Source organism: Microbacterium sp. AG238 (assembly GCF_003610405.1).
In the GTDB taxonomy this organism is placed as follows: domain Bacteria; phylum Actinomycetota; class Actinomycetes; order Actinomycetales; family Microbacteriaceae; genus Microbacterium.
This window is the reverse complement of the sequence record NZ_RAQC01000001.1, coordinates 221,100-247,126: the sequence shown is the minus strand read 5'-3', so window position 1 is coordinate 247,126 and position 26,027 is coordinate 221,100. Positions and strand designations below refer to the sequence as shown.

The 26,027-nt window shown below is 70.7% G+C and carries 22 protein-coding genes; 6 read left to right on the top strand and 16 right to left on the bottom strand.

Annotation, left to right across the window (positions count from 1 at the left end):
- Positions 1 to 24: 24 nt before the first annotated feature.
- The 15 genes from DEU36_RS01070 to pyrR all read right to left on the bottom strand — a co-directional run bounded on the left by DEU36_RS01070 (position 25) and on the right by pyrR (position 16,417).
- Positions 25 to 288 carry a phosphoribosyl-ATP diphosphatase gene (locus DEU36_RS01070; protein WP_120262547.1) on the bottom strand — a complete coding sequence of 88 codons (264 nt, stop codon included), beginning with the start codon at positions 286 to 288 and terminating at the stop codon, positions 25 to 27.
- 52 nt (positions 289 to 340) lie between these two features.
- Positions 341 to 1,018 (bottom strand): ribulose-phosphate 3-epimerase, encoded by a 678-nt coding sequence (rpe, locus tag DEU36_RS01065; RefSeq protein ID WP_120262546.1) that lies wholly within the window; start codon positions 1,016 to 1,018, stop codon positions 341 to 343.
- Positions 1,019 to 1,035: 17 nt separating this feature from the next.
- A complete protein-coding gene (locus DEU36_RS01060; protein ID WP_120262545.1) occupies positions 1,036 to 2,388 on the bottom strand; it encodes an RsmB/NOP family class I SAM-dependent RNA methyltransferase in 1,353 nt (450 codons plus the stop codon).
- Entirely contained in the window at positions 2,385 to 3,302 is a 918-nt protein-coding gene (gene fmt / locus DEU36_RS01055; protein ID WP_120262544.1) for a methionyl-tRNA formyltransferase, read from the bottom strand. Before fmt ends, DEU36_RS01060 begins: the two co-directional genes overlap by 4 nt.
- 8 nt (positions 3,303 to 3,310) lie before the next feature.
- Positions 3,311 to 5,275, bottom strand: a complete 1,965-nt coding sequence (locus DEU36_RS01050) for a primosomal protein N' (protein WP_120262543.1) — start codon at positions 5,273 to 5,275, stop codon at positions 3,311 to 3,313.
- On the bottom strand, positions 5,272 to 6,465 hold the full coding sequence (metK, locus tag DEU36_RS01045) for a methionine adenosyltransferase (RefSeq protein ID WP_120262542.1): 1,194 nt from the start codon (positions 6,463 to 6,465) through the stop codon (positions 5,272 to 5,274). The genes DEU36_RS01050 and metK overlap by 4 nt, the downstream gene beginning before the upstream one ends.
- 110 nt (positions 6,466 to 6,575) lie before the next feature.
- Positions 6,576 to 6,830 (bottom strand): DNA-directed RNA polymerase subunit omega, encoded by a 255-nt coding sequence (gene rpoZ / locus DEU36_RS01040; RefSeq protein ID WP_023950606.1) that lies wholly within the window; start codon positions 6,828 to 6,830, stop codon positions 6,576 to 6,578.
- 79 nt (positions 6,831 to 6,909) lie between these two features.
- Positions 6,910 to 7,806 carry a guanylate kinase gene (gene gmk, locus DEU36_RS01035; protein ID WP_259455162.1) on the bottom strand — a complete coding sequence of 299 codons (897 nt, stop codon included), beginning with the start codon at positions 7,804 to 7,806 and terminating at the stop codon, positions 6,910 to 6,912.
- Positions 7,799 to 8,668: an orotidine-5'-phosphate decarboxylase gene (gene pyrF / locus DEU36_RS01030; protein WP_120262540.1), complete on the bottom strand. Its 870-nt coding sequence runs from the start codon at positions 8,666 to 8,668 to the stop codon at positions 7,799 to 7,801. The genes gmk and pyrF overlap by 8 nt, the downstream gene beginning before the upstream one ends.
- Complete coding sequence (gene carB / locus DEU36_RS01025) at positions 8,665 to 11,952, bottom strand: carbamoyl-phosphate synthase large subunit (protein ID WP_120262539.1); 3,288 nt, start codon at positions 11,950 to 11,952, stop codon at positions 8,665 to 8,667. The genes pyrF and carB overlap by 4 nt, the downstream gene beginning before the upstream one ends.
- Positions 11,952 to 13,100 (bottom strand): glutamine-hydrolyzing carbamoyl-phosphate synthase small subunit, encoded by a 1,149-nt coding sequence (gene carA / locus DEU36_RS01020; RefSeq protein WP_396652143.1) that lies wholly within the window; start codon positions 13,098 to 13,100, stop codon positions 11,952 to 11,954. Before carA ends, carB begins: the two co-directional genes overlap by 1 nt.
- Entirely contained in the window at positions 13,097 to 13,621 is a 525-nt protein-coding gene (locus DEU36_RS01015) for a hypothetical protein (protein WP_120262538.1), read from the bottom strand. The genes carA and DEU36_RS01015 overlap by 4 nt, the downstream gene beginning before the upstream one ends.
- The gene (locus DEU36_RS01010; protein ID WP_120262537.1) at positions 13,618 to 14,928 is read right to left on the bottom strand and encodes a dihydroorotase; all 1,311 of its coding nucleotides are present in this window, start codon (positions 14,926 to 14,928) and stop codon (positions 13,618 to 13,620) included. Before DEU36_RS01010 ends, DEU36_RS01015 begins: the two co-directional genes overlap by 4 nt.
- Complete coding sequence (locus DEU36_RS01005) at positions 14,925 to 15,890, bottom strand: aspartate carbamoyltransferase catalytic subunit (protein WP_120262536.1); 966 nt, start codon at positions 15,888 to 15,890, stop codon at positions 14,925 to 14,927. Before DEU36_RS01005 ends, DEU36_RS01010 begins: the two co-directional genes overlap by 4 nt.
- Entirely contained in the window at positions 15,887 to 16,417 is a 531-nt protein-coding gene (gene pyrR / locus DEU36_RS01000) for a bifunctional pyr operon transcriptional regulator/uracil phosphoribosyltransferase PyrR (protein WP_120264288.1), read from the bottom strand. Before pyrR ends, DEU36_RS01005 begins: the two co-directional genes overlap by 4 nt.
- A gap of 144 nt (positions 16,418 to 16,561) precedes the next feature.
- On the opposite strand from pyrR, the gene mvk reads away from it, so the two are divergent.
- The 6 genes from mvk to DEU36_RS00970 are packed head-to-tail and all read left to right on the top strand — an operon-like array spanning position 16,562 to position 22,933.
- Positions 16,562 to 17,566, top strand: coding sequence for a mevalonate kinase (gene mvk, locus DEU36_RS00995; RefSeq protein ID WP_183045260.1), 1,005 nt, complete (start codon positions 16,562 to 16,564; stop codon positions 17,564 to 17,566).
- Entirely contained in the window at positions 17,563 to 18,531 is a 969-nt protein-coding gene (gene mvaD / locus DEU36_RS00990; RefSeq protein WP_120262534.1) for a diphosphomevalonate decarboxylase, read from the top strand. The genes mvk and mvaD overlap by 4 nt, the downstream gene beginning before the upstream one ends.
- Complete coding sequence (locus DEU36_RS00985; RefSeq protein ID WP_120262533.1) at positions 18,528 to 19,670, top strand: phosphomevalonate kinase; 1,143 nt, start codon at positions 18,528 to 18,530, stop codon at positions 19,668 to 19,670. Before mvaD ends, DEU36_RS00985 begins: the two co-directional genes overlap by 4 nt.
- Positions 19,660 to 20,739 (top strand): type 2 isopentenyl-diphosphate Delta-isomerase, encoded by a 1,080-nt coding sequence (gene fni / locus DEU36_RS00980; protein ID WP_120262532.1) that lies wholly within the window; start codon positions 19,660 to 19,662, stop codon positions 20,737 to 20,739. Before DEU36_RS00985 ends, fni begins: the two co-directional genes overlap by 11 nt.
- Positions 20,736 to 21,782, top strand: coding sequence for a hydroxymethylglutaryl-CoA reductase (locus DEU36_RS00975; protein ID WP_120262531.1), 1,047 nt, complete (start codon positions 20,736 to 20,738; stop codon positions 21,780 to 21,782). Before fni ends, DEU36_RS00975 begins: the two co-directional genes overlap by 4 nt.
- A complete protein-coding gene (locus tag DEU36_RS00970) occupies positions 21,779 to 22,933 on the top strand; it encodes a hydroxymethylglutaryl-CoA synthase (protein ID WP_120262530.1) in 1,155 nt (384 codons plus the stop codon). Before DEU36_RS00975 ends, DEU36_RS00970 begins: the two co-directional genes overlap by 4 nt.
- Before the next feature lie 170 nt (positions 22,934 to 23,103).
- On the opposite strand, the gene DEU36_RS00965 is transcribed toward DEU36_RS00970, so the two are convergent.
- The gene (locus DEU36_RS00965) at positions 23,104 to 26,010 is read right to left on the bottom strand and encodes a UPF0182 family protein (RefSeq protein WP_120262529.1); all 2,907 of its coding nucleotides are present in this window, start codon (positions 26,008 to 26,010) and stop codon (positions 23,104 to 23,106) included.
- Between the last annotated feature and the right edge of the window lie 17 nt (positions 26,011 to 26,027).

Below are 26,027 nucleotides of genomic sequence, written 5' to 3'. Positions count from 1 at the left end.
CGGAGCGGGAGGGCGGGGCGTCGCTCAGAGATGTCGGTAGACGTCTTCGGGGCTCAGACCTTTGCTGATCATGAGCACCTGCAGGTGATACAGCAGCTGCGAGATCTCCTCGGCAGTCTCGACGTCGGACTGATACTCCGCCGCCATCCAGACCTCAGCGGCCTCCTCGACGATCTTCTTGCCGATGGCGTGCACACCGCGGTCGAGCTGCGCGACCGTGCCCGAACCCTCGGGCCGGGTCTCGGCGATAGAGGTGAGCTCTGCGAACAGGGCGTCGAACGTCTTCACCTAGCCAGGGTACCGGCCCGTGACGGCGACTCCGACCGCGGCGACGGATGGATCAGTGTCGATGCGCGCGCTGCGCCCGGTCGCGCAGGCTCGCGATGGCGGCATCCGGATCGGCCGCGCCGAACACCGCGGATCCGGCCACGAACGTGTCTGCCCCGGCCTCGGCGGCCTGCGCGATCGTCGACTCCGAGATGCCGCCGTCGACCTGCAGCCAGACGGCGGAGCCGCGACGACGCGCCTCGTCGGCGAGACGGCGGAGCTTGGGCATCTGGTCGGCCATGAAGCTCTGGCCGCCGAAACCCGGCTCGACGGTCATGACGAGGACCTGATCGAACTCGTCGAGGACCTCGAAGAGCCCCTCGACGGGCGTGGCGGGCTTGACGGCGACGCCGGCGCGCGACCCGATCGCCCGCAGGCGTCGCGCCAGGGCGACGGGGTCGGTCGCCGCCTCGAGGTGGAAGGTCACACTCGCGGCCCCCAGCTCGGCGTAGCCGGGCGCCCAGCGATCGACGTCGGAGATCATCAGGTGCACGTCGAGGGGAACGGGACTCGTCGCCTGGATCCGCTCGACCATCTGCGGGCCGAAGGTCAGATTCGGAACGAAGTGGTTGTCCATGACATCCACGTGCACGAAGTCCGCCGAGCGGATGCGGCCGAGCTCCGCCTCCATGTTCACGAAGTCGGCGGCCAGGATGCTGGGGTTGATGCGCAGGGCGTCGGCGTCGCTCACGCCCCCATTATCGCCGGTCACGGCTTCTGCAGGAGTGTGATCGACATCGCATCGGTCCCGTGGCGATGCGGCCACAGCTGCGCGCGCCCCGACCCGTCCTGCGGCTCGGGCAGGTCGATGTCGCGGCGGCTGACCGACCGGAGGACCTCCCGGGCGTCGAGCTCGCGGAGGTCCGGGTGAGACGCGCGCACGTCGGCGACGACGACCGAGGTCTCGGCGAGGTGAGGCGAGCACGTCACATAGGCGACGATCCCGCCCGGGGCGAGTGAGGCGACGGCCGCGCCGAGCAGTTCGCGCTGCAGCGCGCTGAGGTCGGGCACATCGGACGGGCTCTTGCGCCAGCGGGCCTCGGGACGGCGGCGAAGCGCGCCGAGCCCCGTGCAGGGCGCGTCGACGAGGATGCGGTCATACCGACCCCGTCCCGCTCGTTCGCGGCCGTCGTCCTCCGACACCGGAACCTCGAGCGGCACCCCGGCGACGGAGGAGCGCACGAGCCGTGCGCGCGCCGGTGAGATCTCGTTGGCCTCGAGGGCGGCCCCGCCCGCGAGCGCCTCCGCAGCCAGGACGGCCGTCTTGCCGCCCGGCGCTGCGCACAGGTCCAACCAGCGCTCACCCGCGCGGACGGGACGCGCACGTGTCAATGCCAGCGCGGCGAGCTGCGATCCCTCGTCCTGGACACGGATGCGGCCCTCCGCGCCACGCACCAGCGGCTCGGGGTCGCCGCCGTCGAGTCGGAATCCGAGCGGTGAGTAGGGGGTCCGAGCGCGATCGGCGGGGATGTCGGCCAAGCCCGGGAGCGCGGTCATCGTGACGCTCGGCGAGACGTTGTCGGCCGCCAGCAGGTCTTCGAGCTCGTCCGCGCGCCCCTCTGCCGCGAGCGCCCGACGGAACGCCCGGATGACCCATACGGGATGGGAGTAGCGCAGTCCGAGCCGCTCGTCATCCGAGCGCGCGCCGGCATCGACCCGCTGCAGCCAATCCCCCGGGTTGTCCCGGGCGATGCGCCGGAGCACCGCGTTGGCGAAGCCGGCGGCGTTGGACGCGCCCGCGCGCCGCACGAGCTCGACGCTCTCGTTCACCGCCGCGTGCGAGGCCACCCGCGTCGACAGGAGCTGGTGGACACCGAGGCGCAGCGCGTCGCGCACCGGTGGATCGATCGTGTCGATCGCGCGTCCCGACGCCTGTTCGATGATCGCGTCGTACGTACCCTGACGGCGCAGCGTGCCGTATGTCAGTTCGGTGGCCAGTCCCGCATCCGCTGGTGTGAGACCCGCACGGCGGAGTTCCTGCGGAAGCAGCAGATTGGCGTACGCATCCGAGTCGGCGACCGCTCGGAGGACGTCGAAGGCGACGCGGCGTGCCGGGTTCACGAGCCCGCCTCGATGCTCTCGGCGCGCTGCCCCCGCCACCAGTCCGGCGCCGGCATCGCGCCGCGACCGGCGGGCTGCACGGTGAGGAGCGCGACTGTGCCGTCGGCGGTTCCCACGAGGACCTCCTTGCCGACGAGACGGATCTCGCGGGGAGCGAGGGCTGCCTCCGTCCCCCGGCGGGCCGCGAGCACCTTAAGCCGCTGCCCGGCCACCGTGGTGTGCGCGCCGGGCTCGGGGGTCGTCCCCCGGAAGCGGTCGAGCACGGTCTCAGCGGGGAGCTCGAAGTCGAGGACTCCGTCTGCGAGGGTCAGCTTGGGCGCGAACGTCGGCTCACCTGTCTGCGGCAGGGCTCGGGCCGTGCCGTCGGCGATCCCGTCGACGACGTCCGACAGGGTGTCCGCGCCAAGGCCGGCGAGCTCCGAGAGCAGGTCGCCGGCGGTCGCGCCGCGGCCGACCGCGTGGCGGCTCTGCGCGAAGACGTCACCCGCGTCGAGCTCGGGAACGAGCTGGAACACGCTCACCCCGCTCACCCGATCACCCGCGATGAGCGCGTGCTGCACCGGTGCGGCGCCCCGCCAGTCGGGCAGCAACGAGAAGTGGAGGTTGATCCAGCCATGCCGCGGCGTGGACAGCAGCGGCTCGCGCACCAGTCCCCCGTAGGCGACGATCACGCCGAGGTCGGCTCCCCACGAGGTGATCGTCTGCGTCGCGTCGGAATCGAGGCGGTCGGTCTTCAGGACCGGGAGCCCCAGCTCGGCGGCGAGGGCCGCCACCGGCGATGGCGTGAGCACCCGCTTGCGGCCGAGCGGCGCGTCGCGCCGCGTGACGACCCCGACGATCTCGTGCGGCGAAGCGGCGAGTCGCCGGAGCGATGGCAGGGCGGGTTCCGGTGTGCCGGCGAAGACGATGCGCATGGCGCTCCTCACAGATCGAGATCGGGCACGTCGAGACGTACTCTGAGTGTATTGCGCGGTCCTGGCGGCGCCCCGCGCCGTCGCCGTCCGCGCAGCGCTGCCGCGACGACCGACGCCCGGAGGGACTCGGCCACCGGGCGCCCGAGCGCATACTCGAAACGCACGAGCGCACGGACGGCGTCGTCGCGGGGTACGGGACCGAGGATCGATGTGTCGGTCAAGGCGGGAACGTCCGCGCGGAGCTGCATGATCGCCTCCGAAACCGCGGCTGGCGTTCCCTCGACGGCCGCCACGCGGACCGTCGGCGGCATCTGGAGCGGCGCGCGCTCCGCGAGCTCCGCCCGGGCGTAGGCCGGCTGCGTCCAGGTGGCGAGTGCGCGGGCTGCCGGGCCGGCGACACCCACGAGATGCACGGGGGCGCCCGGCGCGGCCAGAGCCGCCGCATCCGACCACCAGCGCAGGCACGCCTCGGCGATCCGGAGCTGCTCGGTCATCAGCATCCGATCACCGTCGAGCAGGATCACACCGCGGTATCCGCCGACTGCGAAGGGTTCGGCGCCGCGTGTCGCGATCACGAGCGCCGGCTTCGCGTCGACGTGGGTGACCTGATGGTCGCCGTCGGACACGATGACGCGGGTGTTCGGGAAAGCGCGACCGAGCTCGTCGGCCGTGCGCTCGCTGCCAGAGGAAGCCATGCGCAGGCGCTGCGACGAGCACGACGCACATGCCCAGGCCGGCGCTGCACGCCCGCACCAGGCGCACTCGGGCACGGCGCCCGGGCGGCGGGCGCGCAGCGGCCCCGCGCAATGCGCACAGCGTGCCGGCGTGCGGCAGTCGGCGCACACGAGGACGGGAGCGTACCCCGGGCGAGCGACCTGGACCAGGACCGGACCGTGCACCAGCGCCTCCCGCGCCGCGGCGAAGGCCGCCGACGGCACCCGCGTTCCCCGCGACTCCCCCTCGCGGGTGGCCGAGAGCACCACCCGCGGACTCTCGCGGCGCCGCGCCGGGATGTCGCGCACCCAGCCGAGAGCGACGAGCCGCTCGACGTCGGTCGTTCGCGTCAGCCCCGCGAAGACCAGGGCGCACGCCTGCAGCTCCTGACGCACCAGCGCGGCGTCGCGCGCGTGCACCCCTGGGCTCAGCGGCTCCGCGAGCAGCGGATCGCCGTCGTCCCACAGGAGGACCGCACCGACATCGTTCGCCGGCGCGTACACGCTCGATCGGTTGCCCACCACGATGCAGGGCACCGGGGCCAGCAGGCGCAGGTATCCGGCATAGCGTTCCGGTCCCGAACGCCGCGCGTCGTCGCGGATGACGGCAGCATCGTCCACCCGGCGGGCGAGGACGGCCAGCACGTGGGCCTCGTCGCGGTGATCGGGGACCACGACGATCGCGCTCCTCCCCCGTGCGAGCGTGAGGACCGCCAGCGCAGCGAGCAGCTCCGCCCATGCGGGCACGTCGTCCGCCGGACGCGGCGGCGCGTCGACGGCCACACGCTCGCCGTCGGCGACCGCGCCCTCGAGCTCGGGGTAGGCGGCGGCGGTCTCCCTCGCCCACGCGAGGGCGTCGTCGCGCACGACGGGGGTCTCGGGGGCGCCCGATGCCGCCCACGCCTTCTCCGCCCGCACCATGCGCTTCGGAATGACCAGCCGCAGGACGTCGCTCGCCGATCCCGCCGCCCGGTCGGCGACCCGACGCGCATGCGCGTAGAGCCGTTCCGGGAGCACCTCGACGGGCGATACGACGCCTTCGAGCTCGGACAGGGGGCGGTCGCCGTCGGTCTCGTCTCCGAGTTCCACGAGGTAGCCCTCGACGGTGCGCCCGACCGTGCGGAGCGGCACCTTCACCCGCACACCGGGCAGCGCGGCCTCGCGGAGGGTGTCGGGTACGAGGTAGTCGAACAGACGGTCGAGCTGGGGCAGAGGCGAGTCGATGAGAACCCGAGCGACCCGCCGCGGCGCGTCGCTCACAGCCCCGCGGCGGCGCGCAACTCCTCGACGCGATCGGTGCGCTCCCAGGTGAACTCGGGCAGCTCACGGCCGAAGTGGCCGTAGGCGGCGGTCTGGGCGTAGATCGGCCGGAGGAGATCGAGACGGTCGATGATCGCCTGCGGCCGGAGGTCGAAGACGTCGCGGATCGCCGCGGAGATAACGTCGTCTGCGACGTGTCCCGTGCCGAATGACTCGACGTAGAGCCCGACGGGGGCGGCGCGCCCGATGGCATACGCCACCTGCACCTCGAGTCGGTCGGCGAGTCCTGCCGCGACCGCGTTCTTCGCCACCCAGCGCATCGCGTAGGCCGCTGAGCGGTCGACCTTGGACGGGTCCTTGCCGCTGAACGCTCCGCCGCCGTGTCGAGCGGCACCTCCGTAGGTGTCGATGATGATCTTGCGACCCGTCAGCCCCGCGTCGCCCTTCGGACCGCCGACCACGAAGGGACCGGCCGGGTTGATGACGTACTCGACGTCGGAGATGTCGAGGCCGGTCTCGGCGAGGACGGGCTCGATGACTTCGGCTTGGACGGCCGCCCGCAGTGCGGGCATGGAGATGTCGGGCTGATGCTGGGTGGAGAGCACCACGGTCTCGACCGTGCGCGGCACAGCGCCGTCGTAGCCGAGCGTCACCTGCGTCTTGCCGTCGGGCCGCAGGAACGGCAGCGCGCCGGTGCGACGAGCCGAGGTCAGGCGTTCGGCGATGCGGTGCGCCGTCCAGATGGCCATCGGCATCAGCTGGGGCGTCTCGTTGGTCGCATAGCCGAACATGATGCCCTGATCGCCCGCGCCGAGGGCGTCGGTCGGATCGATCGAGCCCTGCTCCCGGTGCTCGAGAGCGTTGTCGACCCCCGCGGCGATATCGGACGACTGCTCGCCGATCGACACCGTCACGCCGCACGAGTCGCCGTCGAAGCCCGTCTCACTCGAGGTGTAGCCGATGCGGTTCACCACTCCGCGCACGATGCCGGGGATGTCGGCGTAGCCGTCGGTGCGCACCTCGCCCGCGACGTGGACGAGGCCCGTCGTCACGAGAGTCTCGACCGCGACGCGCGACGCGGGATCGACGGTCAGGAGCGCGTCGAGGATGCTGTCGGAGATCTGGTCGCAGATCTTGTCGGGGTGCCCCTCGGTGACGGACTCGGACGTGAACAGGCGCAGCTGGCTCATCGGGGCTCCCTGAGAGACGGAACGGGGCGGGATCGGGACGAAGACGATTCTGCCCGCGGCAGCCGACATCCGGCTGCCGCGGGCAGAAATGTGACGGGTCTACCGCCGGGTCAGTCGAGCGAACGCAGGCGGAGCTTGTCTTCGTGGATCTCGTGCATCGCGATGGTCAGCGGCTTGTCCTCGACCGACGAGTCGACGAGCGGGCCGACGTTGTCGAACAGGTTGCCCTCGTGCAGGTCGGAGTAGTAGTCGTTGATCTGACGCGCGCGCTTGGACGCGTAGATGACCAGCTGGTACTTCGAGTCGACCTTGTCGAGCAGGGCGTCGATGGGCGGGTCGATGATGCCTTCGTTGCTTCCGGCCATGGCGGATCCTTCCGGGATCGATGTCGGTGGAGAGTCTGCTGCCGCGCCGCAGGCGCAGGCATCCCCCCAGTCTACGCGATCAGTTCGCCAGCGCGGCGACCTCGTCGGCCGCGCGGGCGACGGTGTCGTTGACGACGCGGTAGTCGAACTCGTTCTGCGAGGCGAGTTCCACGCGCGCTGTGCGCAGACGGCGGGCGCGTTCCTCCGCATCCTCGGTGCCGCGGCCGACGAGCCGATCGACCAGCTCGTCCCAGCTCGGGGGCAGCAGGAAGACCAGGGTCGCGTCGGGCGCGGCGGCGCGGACCTGACGGGCTCCCTGCAGGTCGATCTCGAGGAGCACGGTGCGCCCCTCGGCCAGTGCCGCCTCGATGGGTGCCTTGGGGGTGCCGTACCGATGACGGTTGTGCACCGTCGCCCATTCGAGAAGCTCCCCCTCGGCGACGAGGCGGTCGAACTCGGCGTCGTCGACGAAGTAGTAGTGCTCGCCGTCGACCTCGCCCGGTCGCGGCGCCCGGGTGGTCGCCGACACCGACAGCAGGATCTCCGGGTGGTTGTCGCGGATGTGGGCGGCGACCGTCCCCTTGCCGACGGCGGTCGGCCCGGCCAGCACGAGCAGCCGGGAACGCCCGGTGCGCGGCTGGGGCTCGGGGAGGCGGGCATCGAGGAACCGCTGCAACGCGAGCCGCTGGCGCGAGCCGAGACCGCCGAGGCGTTTGACGGGTGAGATGTCGAGGTCCGCGAGGATGCGGTCGCGCTTGTTCTCACCGATCGCCGGGATCGCGGTGAGGAAGTCCGTGACCCGCATCGCGCCAGCGGCCGACTCGGGATCGGCGAGGGCACGCCGCAGCAGCTCCTGAGGCGAGATGACGCGCATCGCGACGTCCTTCTTCAGCGCTGCCCGCTCACGGCGCGCGGCGACGGCGCGACGCGAGGCTGCCGCACGGTCGACCTCGGGCGGGTGGGGACGATCAGCCACGGGTTTCCTCCTCTGCCTCCGCCAGCTCGCGGCGGTGCGCGTCGATGGCGCCCACGATGCCATCGGGACCGGCCGTGAGAACACTGCGGCTCGCGCTCGCGATCACCTGGCCCGCGTGCGCGCCGAACACCGACCGCAGGTCGCCGAGCGCCACCCCCTGCGCACCGAAGCCGGGCGCGAGGATCGGTGCGCCGCGCAGTGACTCGTCGGCGAGACCGAGCTCGCCGCGGTCGACGGTCGCCCCGACGACCAGTCCGACGTGACCGAGCGTTCCCGCGTCGGCGGCCGACCGGTTGGCCCAGCCGACGCCGGACGCGACCCAGTCCGCGACCGTCTGACCGCGTCGCGCGTCCACTGCGGTGACCTCCGCGGACTGCAGGCCGTATGCTTCGGGATTGCTGGTCGCAGCGAGAACGAAGACGCCCTTGCCGGCACGCGCGGCGCCGGCGATCGCGCCGCGGAGAGAGCCGGGGCCGAGGTACGGACTCACCGTCACGGCATCCGCCTCCAGCGGCGCGCCCGGCTCGAGCCACGCCGCGGCGTAGCCGTCCATCGTGCTTCCGATGTCTCCGCGCTTCGCATCCGCGATCACGATGAGCCCCGCGTCACGTGCTGCAGCCTGCACCTCCTCGAGGGCGGCGAAGCCGGCCGATCCGTATCGCTCGAAGAACGCGACCTGCGGTTTGACGACACCGACACGGCCGCGCGCGGCATCGACCACGCGCAAGCCGAACTCGCGCACGCCCGCGGCTGAGGCCGGAAGGCCCCAGTCCGCGAGCAGCGCAGCGTGCGGGTCGATGCCCACGCAGAGCGCGCCGTGCTCCTCGAGCGCGCCGGACAGGCGCTCCCCGAATGCGGTCACCGGCGCCCCGCCCGCTCGAGCGCGTAGTCCTGCAGGCTCTTCACCTGGAAGCCCTCGCGGAGGACGGGCAGCGCGCTGACGGCGGCACCCAGGACGGCCATCGTGGTGAAGAGTGCACGGTCGCCGGCGACGGCAGCCGCACGGATCTCGTAGCCGTCGGCGCGGGCGACCCCGCCCGACGGCGTGTTGACGACCATATCGATCTCACCGGCGTTGATCAGGTCGACGACGTTGCGCTCACCCGAGGCCTGCGTCTCGGAGTACTTGCCCACGACCTCGACGCGGATGCCGTTGCGGGCCAGGATCTCCGCGGTGCCCTCCGTCGCGACCAGCCGGAACCCGAGCTCCTGCAGCCGGTGGGCGGGGAGGATGACGGCCCGCTTGTCGTCGTCGGCCACGGAGAGGAACACCGTCCCCGAAGTCGGCATCCCGCCGTAGGCGGCCGCCTGGCTCTTGGCGAAAGCGGTCGGGAAGTCGCGGTCGATGCCCATCACCTCACCCGTGGACCGCATCTCGGGCCCGAGGACCGAGTCGACGGTGCGTCCGTCGGCGGTGCGGAACCGCTTGAAGGGCAGGACGGCCTCCTTCACCGCGACCGGCGCATCGAGCGGGACGCGCGAGCCGTCTTCGGCGGGAAGCAGACCCTCGGCCTTGAGCTCGGCGATGGACGAGCCGGCCATGATCCGCGACGCGGCCTTGGCGAGCGGGATGCCCAGCGCCTTCGACACGAACGGCACCGTGCGGCTCGCGCGAGGGTTGGCCTCGATGACGTAGAGCACACCCGCCGACACGGCGAACTGCACGTTGAGCAGACCGCGCACGCCCACGCCCCGTGCGATCGCGAGAGTCGCATCGCGCACCCGATCGATCTCGGTGCGTCCGAGCGACATCGGCGGCAGCGTGCAGCTCGAGTCGCCGGAGTGGATGCCGGCTTCCTCGAGGTGCTCCATGACGCCGCCGATGTAGAGCTCGTCACCGTCGAACAGCGCGTCGACGTCGAGCTCGACCGCATCATCGAGGAAGCGATCGACCAGCAGCGGAAGGCCCGGGCCGATGATCGCCTGGTCGGCCACCCGAACGAAGTAGTCGCGCAGGCTCTCGGTGTCGTAGACGATCTCCATGCCGCGTCCGCCCAGGACGAAGCTCGGGCGCACGAGCACGGGGTAACCGATCGACTCGGCGACCTCGACAGCCCCGTCGACGTCGATCGCGGTGCCGTTGCGAGGGGCGACGAGCCCTGCTTCGTCGAGCAGACGCGAGAAGAGCTCGCGCTCCTCGGCGAGATCGATCGCCTCGGGCTGGGTGCCGAGGATGCTGTACCCGGCGGCCTCGATGCCCTTCGCGAGCCCGAGCGGCGTCTGTCCGCCGAGCTGGCAGATGACCCCGAGGATCGTGCCCGACTGCGACTCGGCGTGCAGCACCTCGAGGACGTCCTCGAGGGTCAGCGGCTCGAAGTAGAGCCGATCGCTCGTGTCGTAGTCGGTCGAGACCGTCTCGGGGTTGCAGTTGACCATGATCGTCTCGTACCCGGCATCCGCCAGCGCGAAGCTCGCATGCACGCACGAGTAGTCGAACTCGACGCCCTGACCGATGCGGTTCGGGCCCGAGCCGATGATGACGACCTTGGTGCGATCGGACGGTGTGACCTCGGTCTCGGTGTCGTACGACGAGTAGTGGTACGGCGTGAGCGCGGGGAACTCGCCGGCACAGGTGTCGACCGTCTTGAAGACCGGGCGCAGGCCGAGGGCGTAGCGGATGCCGCGCACCTCTTCTTCGGTCGTGCGGCGGAGCTGCGCGATCTGGGCATCGCTGAACCCGTGGTCCTTGGCCGTGCGGATGACGTGCTCGTCGAGCTCGCCGGCGCCGGCGACGAACGCGGCGACCTCGTTGATGAGCGCGATCTGGTCGAGGAACCACGGGTCGATCGCGGTGGCTTCGAAGGCCTGCTCGATCGATGCACCCTTGCGCATCGCCTGCTGCAGCACGACGATACGGCCGTCGGTCGGGGTCTTGGCGATCTCGAGCAGCTCGTCCACCGACCGCTCCTCGTCGCCCCAGTGGAAGCTCGAGCCTCGCTTCTCGAGCGATCGCAGGGCCTTCTGGAGCGCCGTGGCGTAGTTCCGTCCGATGGCCATCGCTTCGCCGACCGACTTCATGGTGGTCGTGAGCGTGGTGTCGGCGGCCGGGAACTTCTCGAAGTTGAAGCGCGGCACCTTCACGACCACGTAGTCGAGGGTCGGCTCGAAGCTCGCCGGGGTGACCTTGGTGATGTCGTTCGGGATCTCGTCGAGGCGGTAGCCGATCGCCAGCTTCGCAGCGATCTTCGCGATGGGGAATCCGGTCGCCTTCGACGCCAGCGCCGACGAACGCGACACGCGCGGGTTCATCTCGATGACGATGATGCGACCGGTCTGCGGATCGACAGCGAACTGGATGTTGCAGCCACCGGTGTCGACGCCGACGGCGCGGATGATGTCGATGCCGATGTCGCGCATCTTCTGGTACTCGCGGTCGGTGAGGGTCAGCGCCGGGGCGACGGTGATCGAGTCGCCGGTGTGGACGCCGACCGGATCGACGTTCTCGATGGAGCACACGACCACGGTGTTGTCGGCCGAGTCGCGCATGAGCTCGAGCTCGTACTCCTTCCAACCGAGGATCGACTCCTCGAGCAGGACCTCGGTCGTCGGCGAGTCGCGCAGGCCCGCCCCGGCGATGCGGCGAAGGTCCTTCTCGTCGTACGCGAAGCCGGAGCCGAGTCCGCCCATCGTGAAGGACGGGCGCACGACGAGCGGGTAGCCGAGCTCGGCGGCCCCGGCGAGCACCTCGTCCATCGTGTGGCAGATGCGGCTGTCGGCGACATCCGCTCCCGAGTCGATGACGAGCTGCTTGAAGATCTGGCGATCCTCGCCCTTGTTGATCGCCTCGAAGTTCGCACCGATCAGCTCGATGTCGTACTTCTCGAGGATGCCGTGCTTGTGCAGGTCGATCGCGGCGTTGAGCGCGGTCTGGCCGCCCAGCGTCGGCAGGATCGCGTCGGGGCGTTCCTTCGCGATGATCGTCTCGATGACCTGCCACGTGATCGGCTCGATGTAGGTGGCGTCGGCGAAGTCGGGATCGGTCATGATCGTCGCCGGGTTCGAGTTGACGAGGATGACGCGGACGCCCTCCTCGCGGAGCACTCGGCACGCCTGGGTGCCGGAGTAGTCGAATTCGCAGGCCTGGCCGATGACGATCGGGCCCGACCCGATGACGAGGACGCTCTGGATATCGTCGCGCTTGGGCATCAGTTCTTGTTCTCCTGGGTCGCGATCACGAGGTCGCGGAAGCGGTCGAAGAGGTAGTTGGCATCGTGCGGTCCGGCGGCGGCCTCCGGGTGGTACTGCACCGAGAAGGCCGGCAGGTCGAGGGCGCGCAGGCCCTCCACGACGTTGTCGTTGAGGCCGACGTGGCTGACCTCGACGCGGCCGAAGCCGGCCGGGCTGTCGACGACGCCCTCGATGGGCGCATCGACGGCGAAGCCGTGGTTGTGCGCGGTGATCTCGACGCGTCCGGTCTGCTTGTCGAGCACGGGCTGATTGATGCCGCGGTGGCCGAAGGGCAGCTTGTACGTGCCGAAGCCGAGGGCGCGGCCGAGGAGCTGGTTGCCGAAGCAGATGCCGAAGAACGGCAGCTTGTCGGCGAGCACGCCCCGCAGCAGCTCGACGTGGTGGTCGCTCGCGGCCGGGTCGCCGGGGCCGTTGGAGTAGAACACCGCGATGGGGTCGATCGCGCGCAGCTGCTCGAGGGTCACGTCCTGAGGCAGCACGTGGACGTCGAACCCGCGGGCGGCGAGATTGTTCACCGTCGCCTGCTTGACCCCGAGGTCGAGCACCGCGAGGTTTCCGAGCCGCTCCCCCGTTGCCGGCGTCACCTCGGCGGCGGGCACCGATACCTCAGCCGAGAGGTTGCGACCGGTCATCTCGGGCGCCTCCCGGACGATGCGCAGCTGCTCGTCGGGATCGATGTCGGCGGCGTCACCGCTGAAGACGCCGCCGCGCATCGATCCCGCCGAGCGCAGGACGCGGGTGACGGCGCGCGTGTCGATGCCGCTGATGCCGACGATGCCGTCGCGCTCGAGCGACTCGTCGAGAGAGTTCTCCGAGCGCCAGTTCGACACGACGCGCGAGGGGTCGCGGACGATGTATCCGGCGACCCAGATGCGGCGCGACTCGACGTCCTCGCCGTTCATGCCGGTGTTCCCGATGTGGGGGGCGGTCTGCAGCACGATCTGACCGGCGTAGGACGGGTCGGTGAGGGTCTCCTGGTAGCCGGTCATGCCGGTGGCGAAGACGACCTCTCCGAGAGTGGTGCCGCGCGCGCCGTAGGCGCGGCCGATGTGGCGGGATCCGTCCTCGAGCACGAGCACGGCGGGGTCGCGGGTGAACAGTGTCACGCGTCGCCTCCTGGGGTCTGGGTGGGGGTCACGATGGTCTGGATGGCATCGGCCAGGGCACGGGCCGATGCGGTCTGGGGTCGGAAGTAGCTGTCGACGGTCGTCTCATCGTCGATCAGCCAGCTCAGGCGCGTCAGGCCCCGCTTCTCGACGACGCGGTCGATCGCGACGGTGGCCTGATCGACGGAGACGACGCGCGCGGCGGGGATGAACAGGCGCGGCTGACCGGTCAGGTCGATGGCCACGCCGGCATCCGCACCGCCCGCGGCGACGATGACGTCGACACGGGAGCGGAATCCGAGCCCGCGGATGGCGAGGCGCTCGAGCGGCTCGTCGTGGCGGGTCGTCGCGACGTAGAGTCCCGAGATCGCCGCCGTCTGCACGGCTCCCGCGGGCAGTTCGCCGAACGGTGCCGTGAGGCCGCTGTCGCGCCTCGTTCGTCGTCGCCAGGCCCAGACCCCGAGTGCGAGCAGCACCAGGGCGACAGCGACCATGACGAGCAGGGCGCCCTCGCGGCTCACGCGCGCGCTCCCGGCCGGTCGAGCAGACCGCCGTCGGCGACCGTCGCCGTGCCGCGGAAGAACGTCCAGCGCACCTCGCCGGGCAGCTCGCGGTCGAGATAGGGCGAGTTGACGCTGCGTCCGCGGAGGTCGGCATCCGTGAACGTGCGCACCGGGCGCGGATCGTAGAGCGTGAACGACGCGGGGCGGCCCGCCTCCAGCGGCGTGCCCGCGTCGGTCAGGCGACCGATCCGGGCAGGCGCCGCCGAGAGCACGCGGGCGACGTCGTCCCACCCGAGCATCCCGGTGTCGACGACCGCCTGCTGCACGACGCGCAGTGCGGACTCGAGGCCCACCATGCCGTTGGCGGCCGCGGCCCATTCGCAGCTCTTCGCCTCGGCGGGGTGCGGTGCGTGGTCGGTCGCGACGATGTCGATCGTGCCGTCGGCGAGCCCCTCGCGCACCGCCTGCACGTCTTCGTCACGCCGGAGGGGCGGGTTGACCTTGAAGCGGGCGTCGTAACCGCGAACGAGTTCCTCGGACAGCAGCAGGTGATGGGGTGTGACCTCGGCGGTCACGTTGACGCCGCGCTTCTTGGCCCACCGGATGATGTCGACGGAGCCGGCCGTCGACAGGTGGCAGACGTGCAGACGCGACCCGACGTGCTCGGCCAGCAGCACGTCGCGCGCGATGATCGACTCCTCGGCGACCGCCGGCCACCCGGTCAGGCCGAGCTCGGCCGACACGGTGCCCTCGTTCATCTGGGCGCCCTCGGTCAGCCGCGGGTCCTGCGCATGCTGCGCCACGACGCCGTCGAACGACTTCACGTACTCCAGGGCGCGGCGCATGATGAGGGGGTCGAAGACGCAGAACCCGTCGTCGCTGAAGACACGGACTCGTGCGCGCGAGGCGGCCATCGCCCCGAGCTCGGCCAGTCGCTCGCCCTTCTGCCCGATCGTCACGGCCCCGATGGGCTGCACATGGACATACCCGGCGGCCTCACCGAGGGCGAGCTCCTGCTCGACGACGCCGGCGGTGTCGGCGACGGGCGAGGTGTTCGGCATGGCGAAGACGGTCGTGAAACCCCCGGCCGCGGCGGCCCGCGAGCCGGTGAGGATGGTCTCGGAGGCCTCGTAGCCCGGCTCGCGCAGATGCGTGTGCAGGTCGACCAGCCCGGGGAGCGCCACGAGCCCGTCGGCGTCGACCACGGTCGCCCCGTCGGCGCTGAGACCCGAGCCGACCTCGGTGATCATCCCGTCGGCGATCACCATGTCGACGGCGTCGCCCCCGGCGCGGCGCGCTCCGCGGATGAGGAAGCTCTCGCTCATCGTCCGTCCTCCTCAGCTTCGGTGCGCTCGCCCGCCAGCAGCAGGTAGAGCACGGCCATCCGCACCGAGACGCCGTTCGCGACCTGCTCGAGCACGGTCGAGCGCGGCGAATCGGCGGCGGCGGCGGAGATCTCCATCCCCCGGTTCATCGGGCCGGGGTGCAGGACAATGCTATCGGCCGGAAGGGCCGCCAGTCGCGCGGCATCCAGCCCCCACATGCGCGAATACTCCCGTTCAGTCGGGAAATACGCCGCGTTCATGCGCTCGAGCTGGATGCGCAGCATCATGAGCGCGTCGGGCCTCTCGGCAAGGGCCTCGTCGAGGTCGTAGGCCACACGCACGGGCCATGCCGAGACGTCCTGCGGGACGAGCGTGGGCGGCGCGACGAGCGACACCTCGGCGCCCAGCGTCGTCAGGAGCCAGACGTTCGACCGCGCGACGCGCGAATGGAGGATGTCGCCGACGATCGTGACCCGCAGACCCGCGAGGTCGCGACCGCGGCTGTCGTCGCCGAAGAATCGTTTGCGGATCGTGAACGCGTCGAGCAGGGCCTGCGTCGGATGAGCGTGCGTGCCGTCGCCGGCGTTGACGACTCCCGCGCTGATCCAGCCGCTGGTAGCCAGGGTCTGCGGCGCACCGGACGCGCCGTGGCGGATCACGACGGCGTCGGCGCCCATGGCCTGCAGCGTCTGCGCGGTGTCCTGCAGCGACTCGCCCTTGGAGACCGACGAACCCTTGGCCGAGAAGTTGATGACGTCGGCCGAGAGGCGCTTCGCCGCCGCCTCGAACGAGATCCGAGTGCGGGTGGAGTCCTCGAAGAACAGGTTCACGACCGTCTTGCCCCGGAGCGTGGGGAGCTTGCGCACCTCGCGCTGCTGCGTGGCGGACATGTCCTCGGCGACGTCGAGGATACGGAGCGCGTCGAGCCGGTCGAGGGTCTTGGTGTCGAGCAGGTGCCTCATGATCCGATCGTCACCTCTTCGACGCCGTCGATCTCGCGCAGGCGCACGTTCACCCGCTCATCGCGGGCGCTGGGCAGGTTCTTGCCGACGAAGTCGGGCCGGATCGGCAGCTCACGGTGGCCGCGGTCGACCAGAGCTGCCAGTCGCACCGCCGCGGGGCGGCCGACGTCCTGCAATGCGTCGAGGGCCGCCCGGATCGACCTCCCCGAGAACAGCACGTCGTCGACGAGGACGACGACCTTGCCGTCGACGCCGCCGGCGGGGATCGCCGTCGGCTGCGGAGCTCGTGTCGGATTGCGGTGCAGATCGTCGCGGTACATCGTCACATCGAGTGCTCCGACCGGGACGACCGTCCCGGAGATCTCCGCGAGGAGAGAGCCGATGCGTGCGGCGAGGGGAACTCCCCGCCGCGGGATGCCGAGGATGACGAGGTCGGCGGGGCCCCTGTTGGATTCGAGGATCTCGTGGGAGATCCTCGTTAGGGCCCGGGCGATGTCGGCTTCATGCAGCACGGTGCGCGTGCTCATCCGCCGCTCCCTTCTCCGCCTCACAGGACGGTGTTAAAGGTTGCTGGGTGCGGCGCCCATGATAGCGGTCGCGACCGCGTCCGGTCGCATCGGCGCACACTCGGGTCCCGCCCCGGGGCGGACTGTTACGCTCGACGAAATTCCATGACTGCACCGACCGACGTCCCCATCGCACCGGACGCCCGTCTGCACGTGGCAACGCACGGCTCGGCCGCGGAGCCCGGAGCAACGGGCCGCGCCGGTGCGAAGGCTATCCTCCTGGGCGAGCATGCCGTCGTCTACGGTCGCCCGGCGATCGCTATCCCCGTCCGCGCTCTCGGCGTCGAGGCGCACGCGCATCCGACGGACGGTCGCGGTCATCTCGCCAGCACCCTGTATCACGGGCCCATCGTGCACGCCCCCGACCGGCTGAACGTGACGCTGACGGCCATGCGGGCAGCGCTCGCCGCCGCCGGCAGGCCGGACGCCGCCCTCGACATCTCCATCGACAGCAGCATCCCTGCCGAACGCGGGCTGGGATCGAGCGCCGCCGTGTCGGCGGCGGTCATCGAAGCGGTGCTGGGCGCGTGCGGCCTCGCGGCCGACGACGAGATGATGCACGAGCTGATCCAGACCGCCGAGCGCGCCGCCCACGGCGCGCCGAGCGGACTCGACGCCCGCACGGTGCGCGCTCGCAAGGCGGTGTGGTTCGACCGGGGCCGCATCGAGCCCGTCTCCGTGGGCGCTGATCTCGTCTTCGTCATCGCCGACACCGGGGTCCGCGGCCGGACGCGCGAGGCCGTCGCCGCCGTCGCCGAACGCCGCGAGAGCGATCCGGGAGGCGTGGAATCGACCCTCGACGAACTTGGCGAGCTCGCCACCGCGCTGCGCGGCGACGTCTCGACCGGTGATCGCGAGGCGATCGGCGGCGCGATGAGCCGCGCCCACGTGCTCCTCAACGGGCTCGGGGTCGGCGATCCGGCCCTCGACCACCTCGTGCACGCGGCGATGGCAGGCGACGCGCTCGGAGCCAAACTGACCGGCGGCGGTCGCGGCGGCTGTGTCCTCGCGCTCGCCCGCGACACCGCCGCCGCAGCCGAGCTCGGCGAACGACTCACCCGCGCCGGCGCCGCCGCGGTCTGGACCACCACCGTCGAAGGAGCCGCATGAGCACCGCGACAGCCATCGCGCATCCGAACATCGCGCTCGTGAAGTACTGGGGCAAACGCGACAGCGTGTTGAACCTCCCCGCCACGGGGAGCCTCTCGATGACGCTCGACATCTTCCCCACCACCACGACCGTGAGCCTCGACGAGACCGCGACCGGTGACGTCCTCGTGTTCAACGGCGACGAGCGGGTCGACGGGCCCGCCGAGCGCGTCTCGCGATTCCTCGACATCGTGCGGGAGCTCGCGGGCAGCTCGGTCGCGGCTCGGGTCGACACCGTCAACACGGTCCCGTCAGCCGCGGGGCTCGCATCGTCGGCCTCGGGCTTCGCGGCTCTGGCCGTGGCTGCCGCCCGCGCGTACGGGCTCGATCTCGACACCCGCGCCCTCAGTCGCCTCGCCCGGCGCGGCTCGGGGTCCGCATCACGGTCGGTCATACCCGGTTTCGCGATCTGGCATGCGGGCGACGGCGACGAGACCTCTTTCGCGGAGCCCGTCGACGCGCCCGACCTCGCGATGGTCGTCGCCATGGTCGAGAAGCGAGAGAAGCCGGTCTCCAGCCGCGAGGCCATGCGCCGCACGGTGCTCACGTCACCGTTCTACCCGGCGTGGGTCTCCTCGACGGCAGAGAGTCTCGAGGCCGCGGCGGAGGCGTGCCGCGCGGGTGACGTCGAGCGGCTTGGACGCATCACCGAGGTGAACGCCCTGCGGATGCACGCGCTGATCCAGTCGTGCGACCCGCCGATCCGCTACCTCAGCCCCGTCAGCGTCGAGATCTTCGACCGTGTCGCAGCCCTGCGCGAAGCCGGTGTCGAAGCCTGGGCGACCGCGGACGCCGGTCCGAACGTCGTCGTGCTGACCCGGCCTGACGCGGTCAGCGCTGTGACCGCGTCGCTCGACGGGCTCGCCGAGCTCGCCGTCGCCCGCCCGGGCCCCGCCGCCGCTCTGGTGACGCGAGCAGGCGAATGACGCCTGCCGACCCGACCGGCGCGATCGTCGTGCACGCGCCCGGCAAGCTCTTCATCGCGGGTGAGTACGCTGTCGTCTCCCCCGGCGAGCCCGCCGTACTCATCGCCGTCGACCGCTACCTGACGGTGTCACTCACCGAGAGCGTCGACGAGGGCAGCATCCACTCGCCCGAGTACAGCAGGATGCCCGTGCGCTGGACCCGCGGCCAGGACGGGCTGACCCTCGACCGCGAGCACCATCCGTACGACTACGTCATCGCTGCGATCGAGGCATCCGAGCGGCTGCGCGCCGAACGGGGCCTGCGTCCGCGTTTCTTCGACCTGTTCATCGAGAGCGGCCTCGACGATCCCAGCGGCCGCAAGTTCGGGCTCGGGTCGTCAGCCGCCGTGACCGTCGCGACGATCGCCGCGATCGACCGGTTCTACGGCTTCGACCTCGGCACCCGCGGGCGCTACGAGCTTGCGATGCTCGCCACCATCGCCGTCGCCCCGAACGCTTCGGGAGGCGACGTCGCCGCGAGCACCTACGGCGGGTGGATCGGGTACCGCTCGCCCGATCGAGAGCGGCTGCGCGCGGCACGACGCGAGCGCGGCGTCGCAGCGGTGCTCGGATCGGATGCCTGGGACGGCGCGGAGATCATCCGCCTCACTCCCCCGTCCGGCCTCGACCTGATCGTCGGGTGGACTGGGCACCCTGCCTCCACCGAGCGCCTGGTGAGCGGCGTCTCGCGCGGCACGAACGTCGCCGGCGACGCGCACACCGGGTTCCTCGAGGCCTCACGCGCATGCGTCGGCGACCTGTGGCGCGCACTCGCCGTCCGCCCCGATGACGCCGGCCGCGCGGGATCCGACGACGAGCTCGCTCTCGACGCGCTGCGCCGCAACCGACGTCTCCTGCAGGCGCTCGGGGCGCGGACGGGCGTGACCATCGAGACCGACCGGCTGCGCGTCCTGTGCGATGCGGCCGAGGCGATCGGCGCCGCCGGTAAGCCTTCCGGCGCCGGTGGCGGCGACTGCGGCATCGTCCTCGCGCCCGCCGACTCCGACGTCGCCGGGATGCTGCGGGTCTGGGAGACCAACGACATCCGACACCTCACGATCGGCGTGCACCCGCCGGAAGGAGAGCACCATGCCGGCTGAACAGGCCTCCGAGCGCAAGGACGACCACGTCCGTCTGGCCGCCGCACAGCAGAAGGAGTCGCCCCGACCCAATGGCTGGGACGACGTGCGTTTCGTCCACCACGCCCTCGCGGGTGTCGATGCCGACCGCGTCGACCTCGGCGTCGAGGTCGCCGGGACGCGCTGGGCACTGCCGTTCTACGTCAACGCCATGACCGGAGGCAGCGCTTCGACCGGCGCGATCAACCGCGACCTCGCGATCGCCGCGCGCGAGACGGGCGTCGCGATCGCCTCCGGTTCGCTGAGCATCGCGCTCGACAATCCCGAGCTGATGGGGACCTTCCGCGTCATTCGCGACGAGAACCCCGATGGCTTCGTCATGGCCAACGTCGGTATCGAGCGATCGCCCGAGGACGCGCAGCGTGCCGTCGACGCCCTGGCGGCCAACGCCCTCCAGGTGCATGTCAATGCGATGCAGGAGACCGTCATGCCCGAGGGCAGCCGCTCGTTCTCGAGCTGGCCGGCATCCCTCGAAGCCATCGTCGCCGCCGTCGACGTCCCCGTCGTGGTGAAGGAGGTCGGATTCGGCCTGAGCGCCGAGACGCTCTCCCGGCTCGGTGGCATGGGCGTGCGCTTCGCCGACGTCTCGGGGGTCGGCGGGACCGACTTCATGCGCATCGAGAACGACCGCCGCTCGGGCCGCGACTACGCCTACCTCGCCGGGTGGGGGCAGTCGGCCGTCGAATGCCTGCTGGAGGCACCGACCGACGCTCCCGTGCTGCTCGCTTCGGGAGGGGTCCGGACCCCCCTCGACGTCGCCCGCGGTCTCGCGCTCGGCGCCCGAGCGGTCGGCGCGTCCGGGTCGTTCCTTTCCGTCGTGCTCGACGGGGGCGCGGAAGCGCTGATTTCTCGCATCCGGGAATGGTCAGACCACCTCACGGCGTTGCATTCGCTGGTGGGGGCGACCCGTCCGGACGACCTCCGCCGAACCGACCTGATCATCCACGGACGCGCGGCGGAGTACGCCCGCGCCCGGGGCATCGACATCGACAGCCTGGCGCACCGCGCCGGCGGGAAGGACCCGCGATGAGCGCCGAGTTCACCCCGATCCCCCTCCGCTGGGTGGGGCCGCTCCGGCTGACCGGTGACGTCGAGACCGAGCAGGAGGTGCCCCTCGCGACCTACGAATCGCCGCTGTGGCCCTCGGTCGGACGGGGGGCCCGCATCTCCCGGCTCGTCGACGACGGCATCCGGGTGACGGTGGTGGACGAACGGATGACGCGCTCGTCGCTCTTCGTCGCCGAGACCGCTGCCGCCGCCGTCACCGCCTCCCGCGCGATCGTCGCACGCTTTGACGAGCTCGCCGCGGCCGTCTCCGAGCGCAGCCGGCATGCGAAGCTCATCGATCTCGACACCGAGATCGTCGGCAACCTCCTGTACGTGCGCTTCGCGCTGACAACGGGCGACGCCTCGGGCCACAACATGGTGACCTTCGCCGCGGAGACCCTGATGGAGCGGGTTCTCTCGTGGCACCCCGAGCTCTCGTACGGCTCGATCTCGGGCAACTACTGCACCGACAAGAAAGCCACCGCCGTCAACGGCATCCTCGGACGCGGGCGCAACGTCATCGCCGAGATCCTCATCCCGGCCGAACTGGTCGACAAGCAACTGCGTTCGACCGCGCAGCGCATCGTCGACCTCAACGTGCAGAAGAACCTCGTCGGATCGACCATCGCGGGCGCGCTGCGTTCGGCCAACGCCCACTACGCCAACATGCTCCTGGCGTTCTACCTGGCCACGGGTCAGGATGCCGCCAACATCGTCGAGGGCTCCCAGGGGTTCACGTGGGCCGAGGTGCGCGGAGACGGCGACCTGTACTTCTCGTGCACTCTCCCCCACCTCATCGTCGGCACCGTCGGCAACGGCAAGGACCTGCCGGCCGTCGACGACGCCCTCGCCCGCCTCGGCTGCCGCGACGAGCGCCCCGCCGGCGAGAACGCCCGGCGCCTCGCCGGTCTGATCGCCGCCACCGTCCTCTGCGGTGAGCTCTCCCTGCTCGCCGCCCAGACCAACCCCGGGGAGCTCATGCAGTCGCACCTGCTCCTCGAGCGCCGGAAGGATTCCACGAAGTGACCACCATCGGCATCCACGACCTCGCCGTCGCCACCGCCTCGCACGTCGTCGAGCTCGACGACCTCGCGGCACGCGCCGACATCGATCCCGCGAAGTTCCGCATCGGGCTCGGTCAGGAGCAGATGAGCATCCCGGGCCTCGACGAAGACATCGTCACGATGGGAGCCGCCGCCGCGCAGCGCATCATCGACCGCCACGGCGTCGACGGCATCCGTACGCTGTTCTTCGCGACCGAGACCGGCATCGACCAGTCGCGCGCAGCCGGCGTGCACGTGCACGAGCTGCTCGGTCTGCCCCGGTCGGTGCGCGTCGTCGAGCTGAAGCAGGCCTGCTACTCCGCGACGGCCGCTCTTCAGGCTGCTGCGGGTCTCATCGCACGCAACCCCGACGAGCGTGTGCTCGTCATCGCGAGCGACGTCGCCCGTTACGAGCTCGACACCGCGGCCGAGCCCACGCAGGGTGCCGGGGCGGTCGCCTTCCTCGTCTCCGCCGACCCGGCCATCGCGGTCCTCGAGACCGCTGCGGGCGTCTACACCGCCGAGGTCGACGACTTCTGGCGGCCGAACGACAGTGTGACCGCCGTCGTCGACGGAAAGCTCTCGGTCAGCGCCTACCTCGACGGCGTCGCCGGCGCGTGGGATGACTACCGCTCGCGCGGCGGAGTCGACATCGACCAGATCGACTGGTTCTGCCACCACCAGCCGTTCACCAAGATGGCGGTCAAAGCGCACCGCGCTCTCGGGCAGCACCTGGGCGTCGAGCTCGACCCGGAGCTGGTGACGGCCACGACAGGCTACAACCGCCGGATCGGCAACTCGTACACCGCATCGCTCTACATCGCCCTGGCCGCGCTCCTCGAAGGCGAGAACGACCTCACGGGATCGCGCATCGGCCTGTTCAGCTACGGTTCGGGGTCGGTGAGCGAGTTCTTCACGCTCGTCGTGCAGCCGGGTTACCGCGACGCGACGCGCGGAGCGGAGACCGAGGCCATCCTCGCCGCACGCACCCCGGTCGACGTCCCGACCTACCGCGACCTCCACGATGCGGCGCACCGCGACAGCACCGTCGACGTGACGATCGCCCCCGAGTCCCCCGGTCCGTTCCACTTCGCCGGCCTCTCGGCCCGGGCCCGCCGCTACACCCGCGACTGACCCTCCCCTCTCAACGCACGCTCCGCGAGAGCGCGCGAACGCACGGTTCCAGCCCCCTGGCACCGTGCGTTCGTGCATCTTGGCCACTCGGCCCGGGGTAGGGCGCAGGGCGGGGCTCACGCAGAGAGGGCCCCGACCGGAGTCGGGGCCCTCTCTGCGTTGCGGGTGGGTCAGTTCTGGCCCTGCTCACCGAGCTCGAGCAGGCGCGAGATCGCCTCCGTGAGCTTGGCATCCGCTGCACCGTACGCCGCCCAGTCAGCGTTCTGCATCGCCGTGTTTCGCTCGGCGAGAGCATCGCGCGCCTGGTTCAGCGCCGCCTGGTAGTCCGCGGCGGGTGTCGTCGGCGCGGTCCCGCCGTCACCGGTGCCCGGAGTCGCCTCGTCGCCGGGGCTCGGCTCGGGCACGACATCCGTGTCTCCCGTGCTCGCGCCCGAGTCACCGCCGAACAGCTTGTCGAGGGCCGCTTGCAGGGTGTCCTCGAAAGCGACCTGATCGCCGAAACCGACGAGCACCTTCTGCAGCGTCGGGAGCTTTGTCGCCCCGCTCGACTGCACGAACACAGGCTGCACGTAGAGCAGGCCGCCGCCGACGGGCAGCGTCAGGAGGTTGCCGTTGATGACCTCGGACTGTCCCTGACGCAGGATGTTCGAGAACGACGACACGACGGGGTCGGCGTTGAACGTGTTCTGCACCTGGCCGGGGCCGGGGACGGGCGTCTCGGCATTGACCTCGAGCATCCGCAGCTTGCCGTACTCACCGCTGACGACACCCGCTTCGGAACCGGCGTCGGAGTCGACCGAGAGGTAGCCCATCAGAACGTTACGGGTGTCCTGACCACCGGGGATGAAGGACGAGAACATCGAGTACGACGGCGCGTCCTGGCCGGGCATCTTCATCGTCAGGTAGTACGGCGGCTGCAGCTGCGTGTCCTGCTGCGGGTCGTTCGGCGTCTTCCACGCGTTGTCGCGCGAGTAGAACGACTGCGCCGTGTCGACGTGGTAGGTGCCGAGCATCGCGCGCTGCACCTTGAACAGGTCGGTGGGGTACCGGACATGGCTCATGAGATCGCCGCTCATGTCGCTGATCGGCTTGAGCGTGTTGGGGTAGACCTTCTGCCAGGCCTGCAGCAGCGGGTCGGTCTCGTCCCACGCGTACAGCGTCACCTCGCCCGAGTACGCGTCGACCGTCGCCTTCACCGAGTTGCGGATGTAGTTGATGTTGTCGAGTGCGACGCGGGGCTGCGGGTTCGACGAATCCGAGATCGCGTCGCTGAGGCTGACGATCGACGAGTACGGGTAGTTGGCACTCAACGTGTAGCCGTCGACGATCCACACGATGCGCCCGTCGACGACCGAGGGGTACGGGTCGTTGTCGAGCTCGAGGTACGGCGCCACCTTCTGCACGCGCGTCGCGGGGTCGCGGTCGTAGAGGATCTGCGAGTCGTCGTTGATGGCGTCCGAGAACAGGATGTCCGTCGACTGGAACTTCAGCGAGTAGATCAGACGGTGGAAGACGTCGCCGATCGAGGGACCGCCGTCGCCCTCGAACGTCGTCTTCGTCTGGCTCTCGCCCTCCTGACCGCGCGGGTAGTCGAGCTCGATGGGCGACGAGCCCTCGGGGGCGCCGACGATCGAGTACGTGGGCGAGAACTCGCCGAAGTACACGCGCGGCTCGTACGCCTGGCCGGCCGTCAGCTCTCCGGATGCCGGGATGCCGCGCTCGACGAAGACCGGGTTGCCGTCGGCCGTGCGCTCGTTGCCCTTGGCGGCCACCATGCCGTAGCCGTGGGTGTAGACGAGGGTCGTGTTGTACCACGAGGCCGCGTCACCGAGCTGGTTGACGTTGAGCTCGCGAACCGAGACGACGGTGTCCTGCGACTGTCCGTCGATCTCGTAGCGGTCGACGTCGAGAGGCTCGGCGAACTGGTAGTACGAGCGGTACTGCTCGATCTGGCGCACCGTCGGTCCGATGATGGCGGGGTCCATGATGCGGATCGACGCGGTCGTGTCTGCATCGGCGCGCAGCTGACCCGGCTCGACGTCGGTGACGGCCTGGAAGTCGGTCTTCTCGAGTCCGGCGATGCCGTACGCGGCCTTCGTGCCCTCGATGTTGCGCTCGTAGTACTGCGACTCGAGCGTCAGCTGGTTCGGACGCACCTGCACGTTGTTGACGAACCACGGGTAGGCGACGCCGACCACGAGGGAGGTCACGACCAGGAGCCCCGTGCCGATGAGCGGGAAGCGCCAGCGGCCGATGATCGCGGTGACGAAGAAGAGCACCGCCACGATCGCAGCGGCGATCGCGAGGATCGTCTGCCCGGGGATGACGGCGTTGACGTCCACGTACGCGGCGCCCGTGATGCGGTCGTTCGGCGTGACCAGGGTGCGGTACCGGTCGATCCAGATGCTCACGCCCTGGACCAGCAGGTAGATGCCGGCGATGACGGCGAGCTGGATGCGCGCCGACTTCGAGATCCGCAGCTCGCGCTGTCCGACCCGGACGGAGCCGTACAGGTACGACACGAGGGCGGTCACCAGCAGGCACACGATGACGATCGCCGAGACGAACCCCACGGCCGCCGAGAGGAACGGCAGCGTGAAGAGGTAGAAGCCGGTGTCGAGCCCGAACTGCGGGTCGGTGGTGCCGGTGGTGCCCCCGTTGAGCCAGAGCGCCACGGTCTCCCATTGCGCGGATGCTGCGAAGCCGGCGAAGAACCCGAAGAAGGTCGGGATACCCCACATGCCCAGACGGCGCAGCGGCTCGACGACCTCCTGATAGCGGTCGAGCTGCGAGCTCAGACGCGCGTACACCGGCCGCAACCGGTACGCGAGCTGGATCGAGAGCCAGACGGGTACCGCCATCGCGACGAATCCGACGACGAACATGATCGCGCGAGCGGTCCACTGGGTCACCAGTACACCGTCGAAGCCGAGCTGCCGGAACCACAGCCAATCGGCGTAGAGGCTCGCGAAGATGAAGAAGGCCACCACCACGGCCGCGATGACGGCGAGGGTGATGCCGACGGCGCGGCGGGATCTGCTGGGTGTGGCCGGGTTCGGCGCTGAGGTCGTGGTCACCTCTCCATCCTAGGCGC

Bases quoted from the DNA above. Each gene is read 5' to 3' on its own strand.
- fmt (WP_120262544.1), bottom strand. From the start codon at position 3,302: ATGCGCATCGTCTTCGCCGGCACACCGGAACCCGCCCTGCCATCGCTC.
- metK (WP_120262542.1), bottom strand. From the start codon at position 6,465: ATGAGCCAGCTGCGCCTGTTCACGTCCGAGTCCGTCACCGAGGGGCAC.
- rpoZ (WP_023950606.1), bottom strand. From the start codon at position 6,830: ATGGCCGGAAGCAACGAAGGCATCATCGACCCGCCCATCGACGCCCTG.
- carB (WP_120262539.1), bottom strand. From the start codon at position 11,952: ATGCCCAAGCGCGACGATATCCAGAGCGTCCTCGTCATCGGGTCGGGC.
- DEU36_RS01010 (WP_120262537.1), bottom strand. From the start codon at position 14,928: ATGAGCGAGAGCTTCCTCATCCGCGGAGCGCGCCGCGCCGGGGGCGAC.
- DEU36_RS01005 (WP_120262536.1), bottom strand. From the start codon at position 15,890: ATGAGGCACCTGCTCGACACCAAGACCCTCGACCGGCTCGACGCGCTC.
- pyrR (WP_120264288.1), bottom strand. From the start codon at position 16,417: ATGAGCACGCGCACCGTGCTGCATGAAGCCGACATCGCCCGGGCCCTA.
- mvk (WP_183045260.1), top strand. From the start codon at position 16,562: ATGACTGCACCGACCGACGTCCCCATCGCACCGGACGCCCGTCTGCAC.
- mvaD (WP_120262534.1), top strand. From the start codon at position 17,563: ATGAGCACCGCGACAGCCATCGCGCATCCGAACATCGCGCTCGTGAAG.
- DEU36_RS00985 (WP_120262533.1), top strand. From the start codon at position 18,528: ATGACGCCTGCCGACCCGACCGGCGCGATCGTCGTGCACGCGCCCGGC.
- fni (WP_120262532.1), top strand. From the start codon at position 19,660: ATGCCGGCTGAACAGGCCTCCGAGCGCAAGGACGACCACGTCCGTCTG.
- DEU36_RS00975 (WP_120262531.1), top strand. From the start codon at position 20,736: ATGAGCGCCGAGTTCACCCCGATCCCCCTCCGCTGGGTGGGGCCGCTC.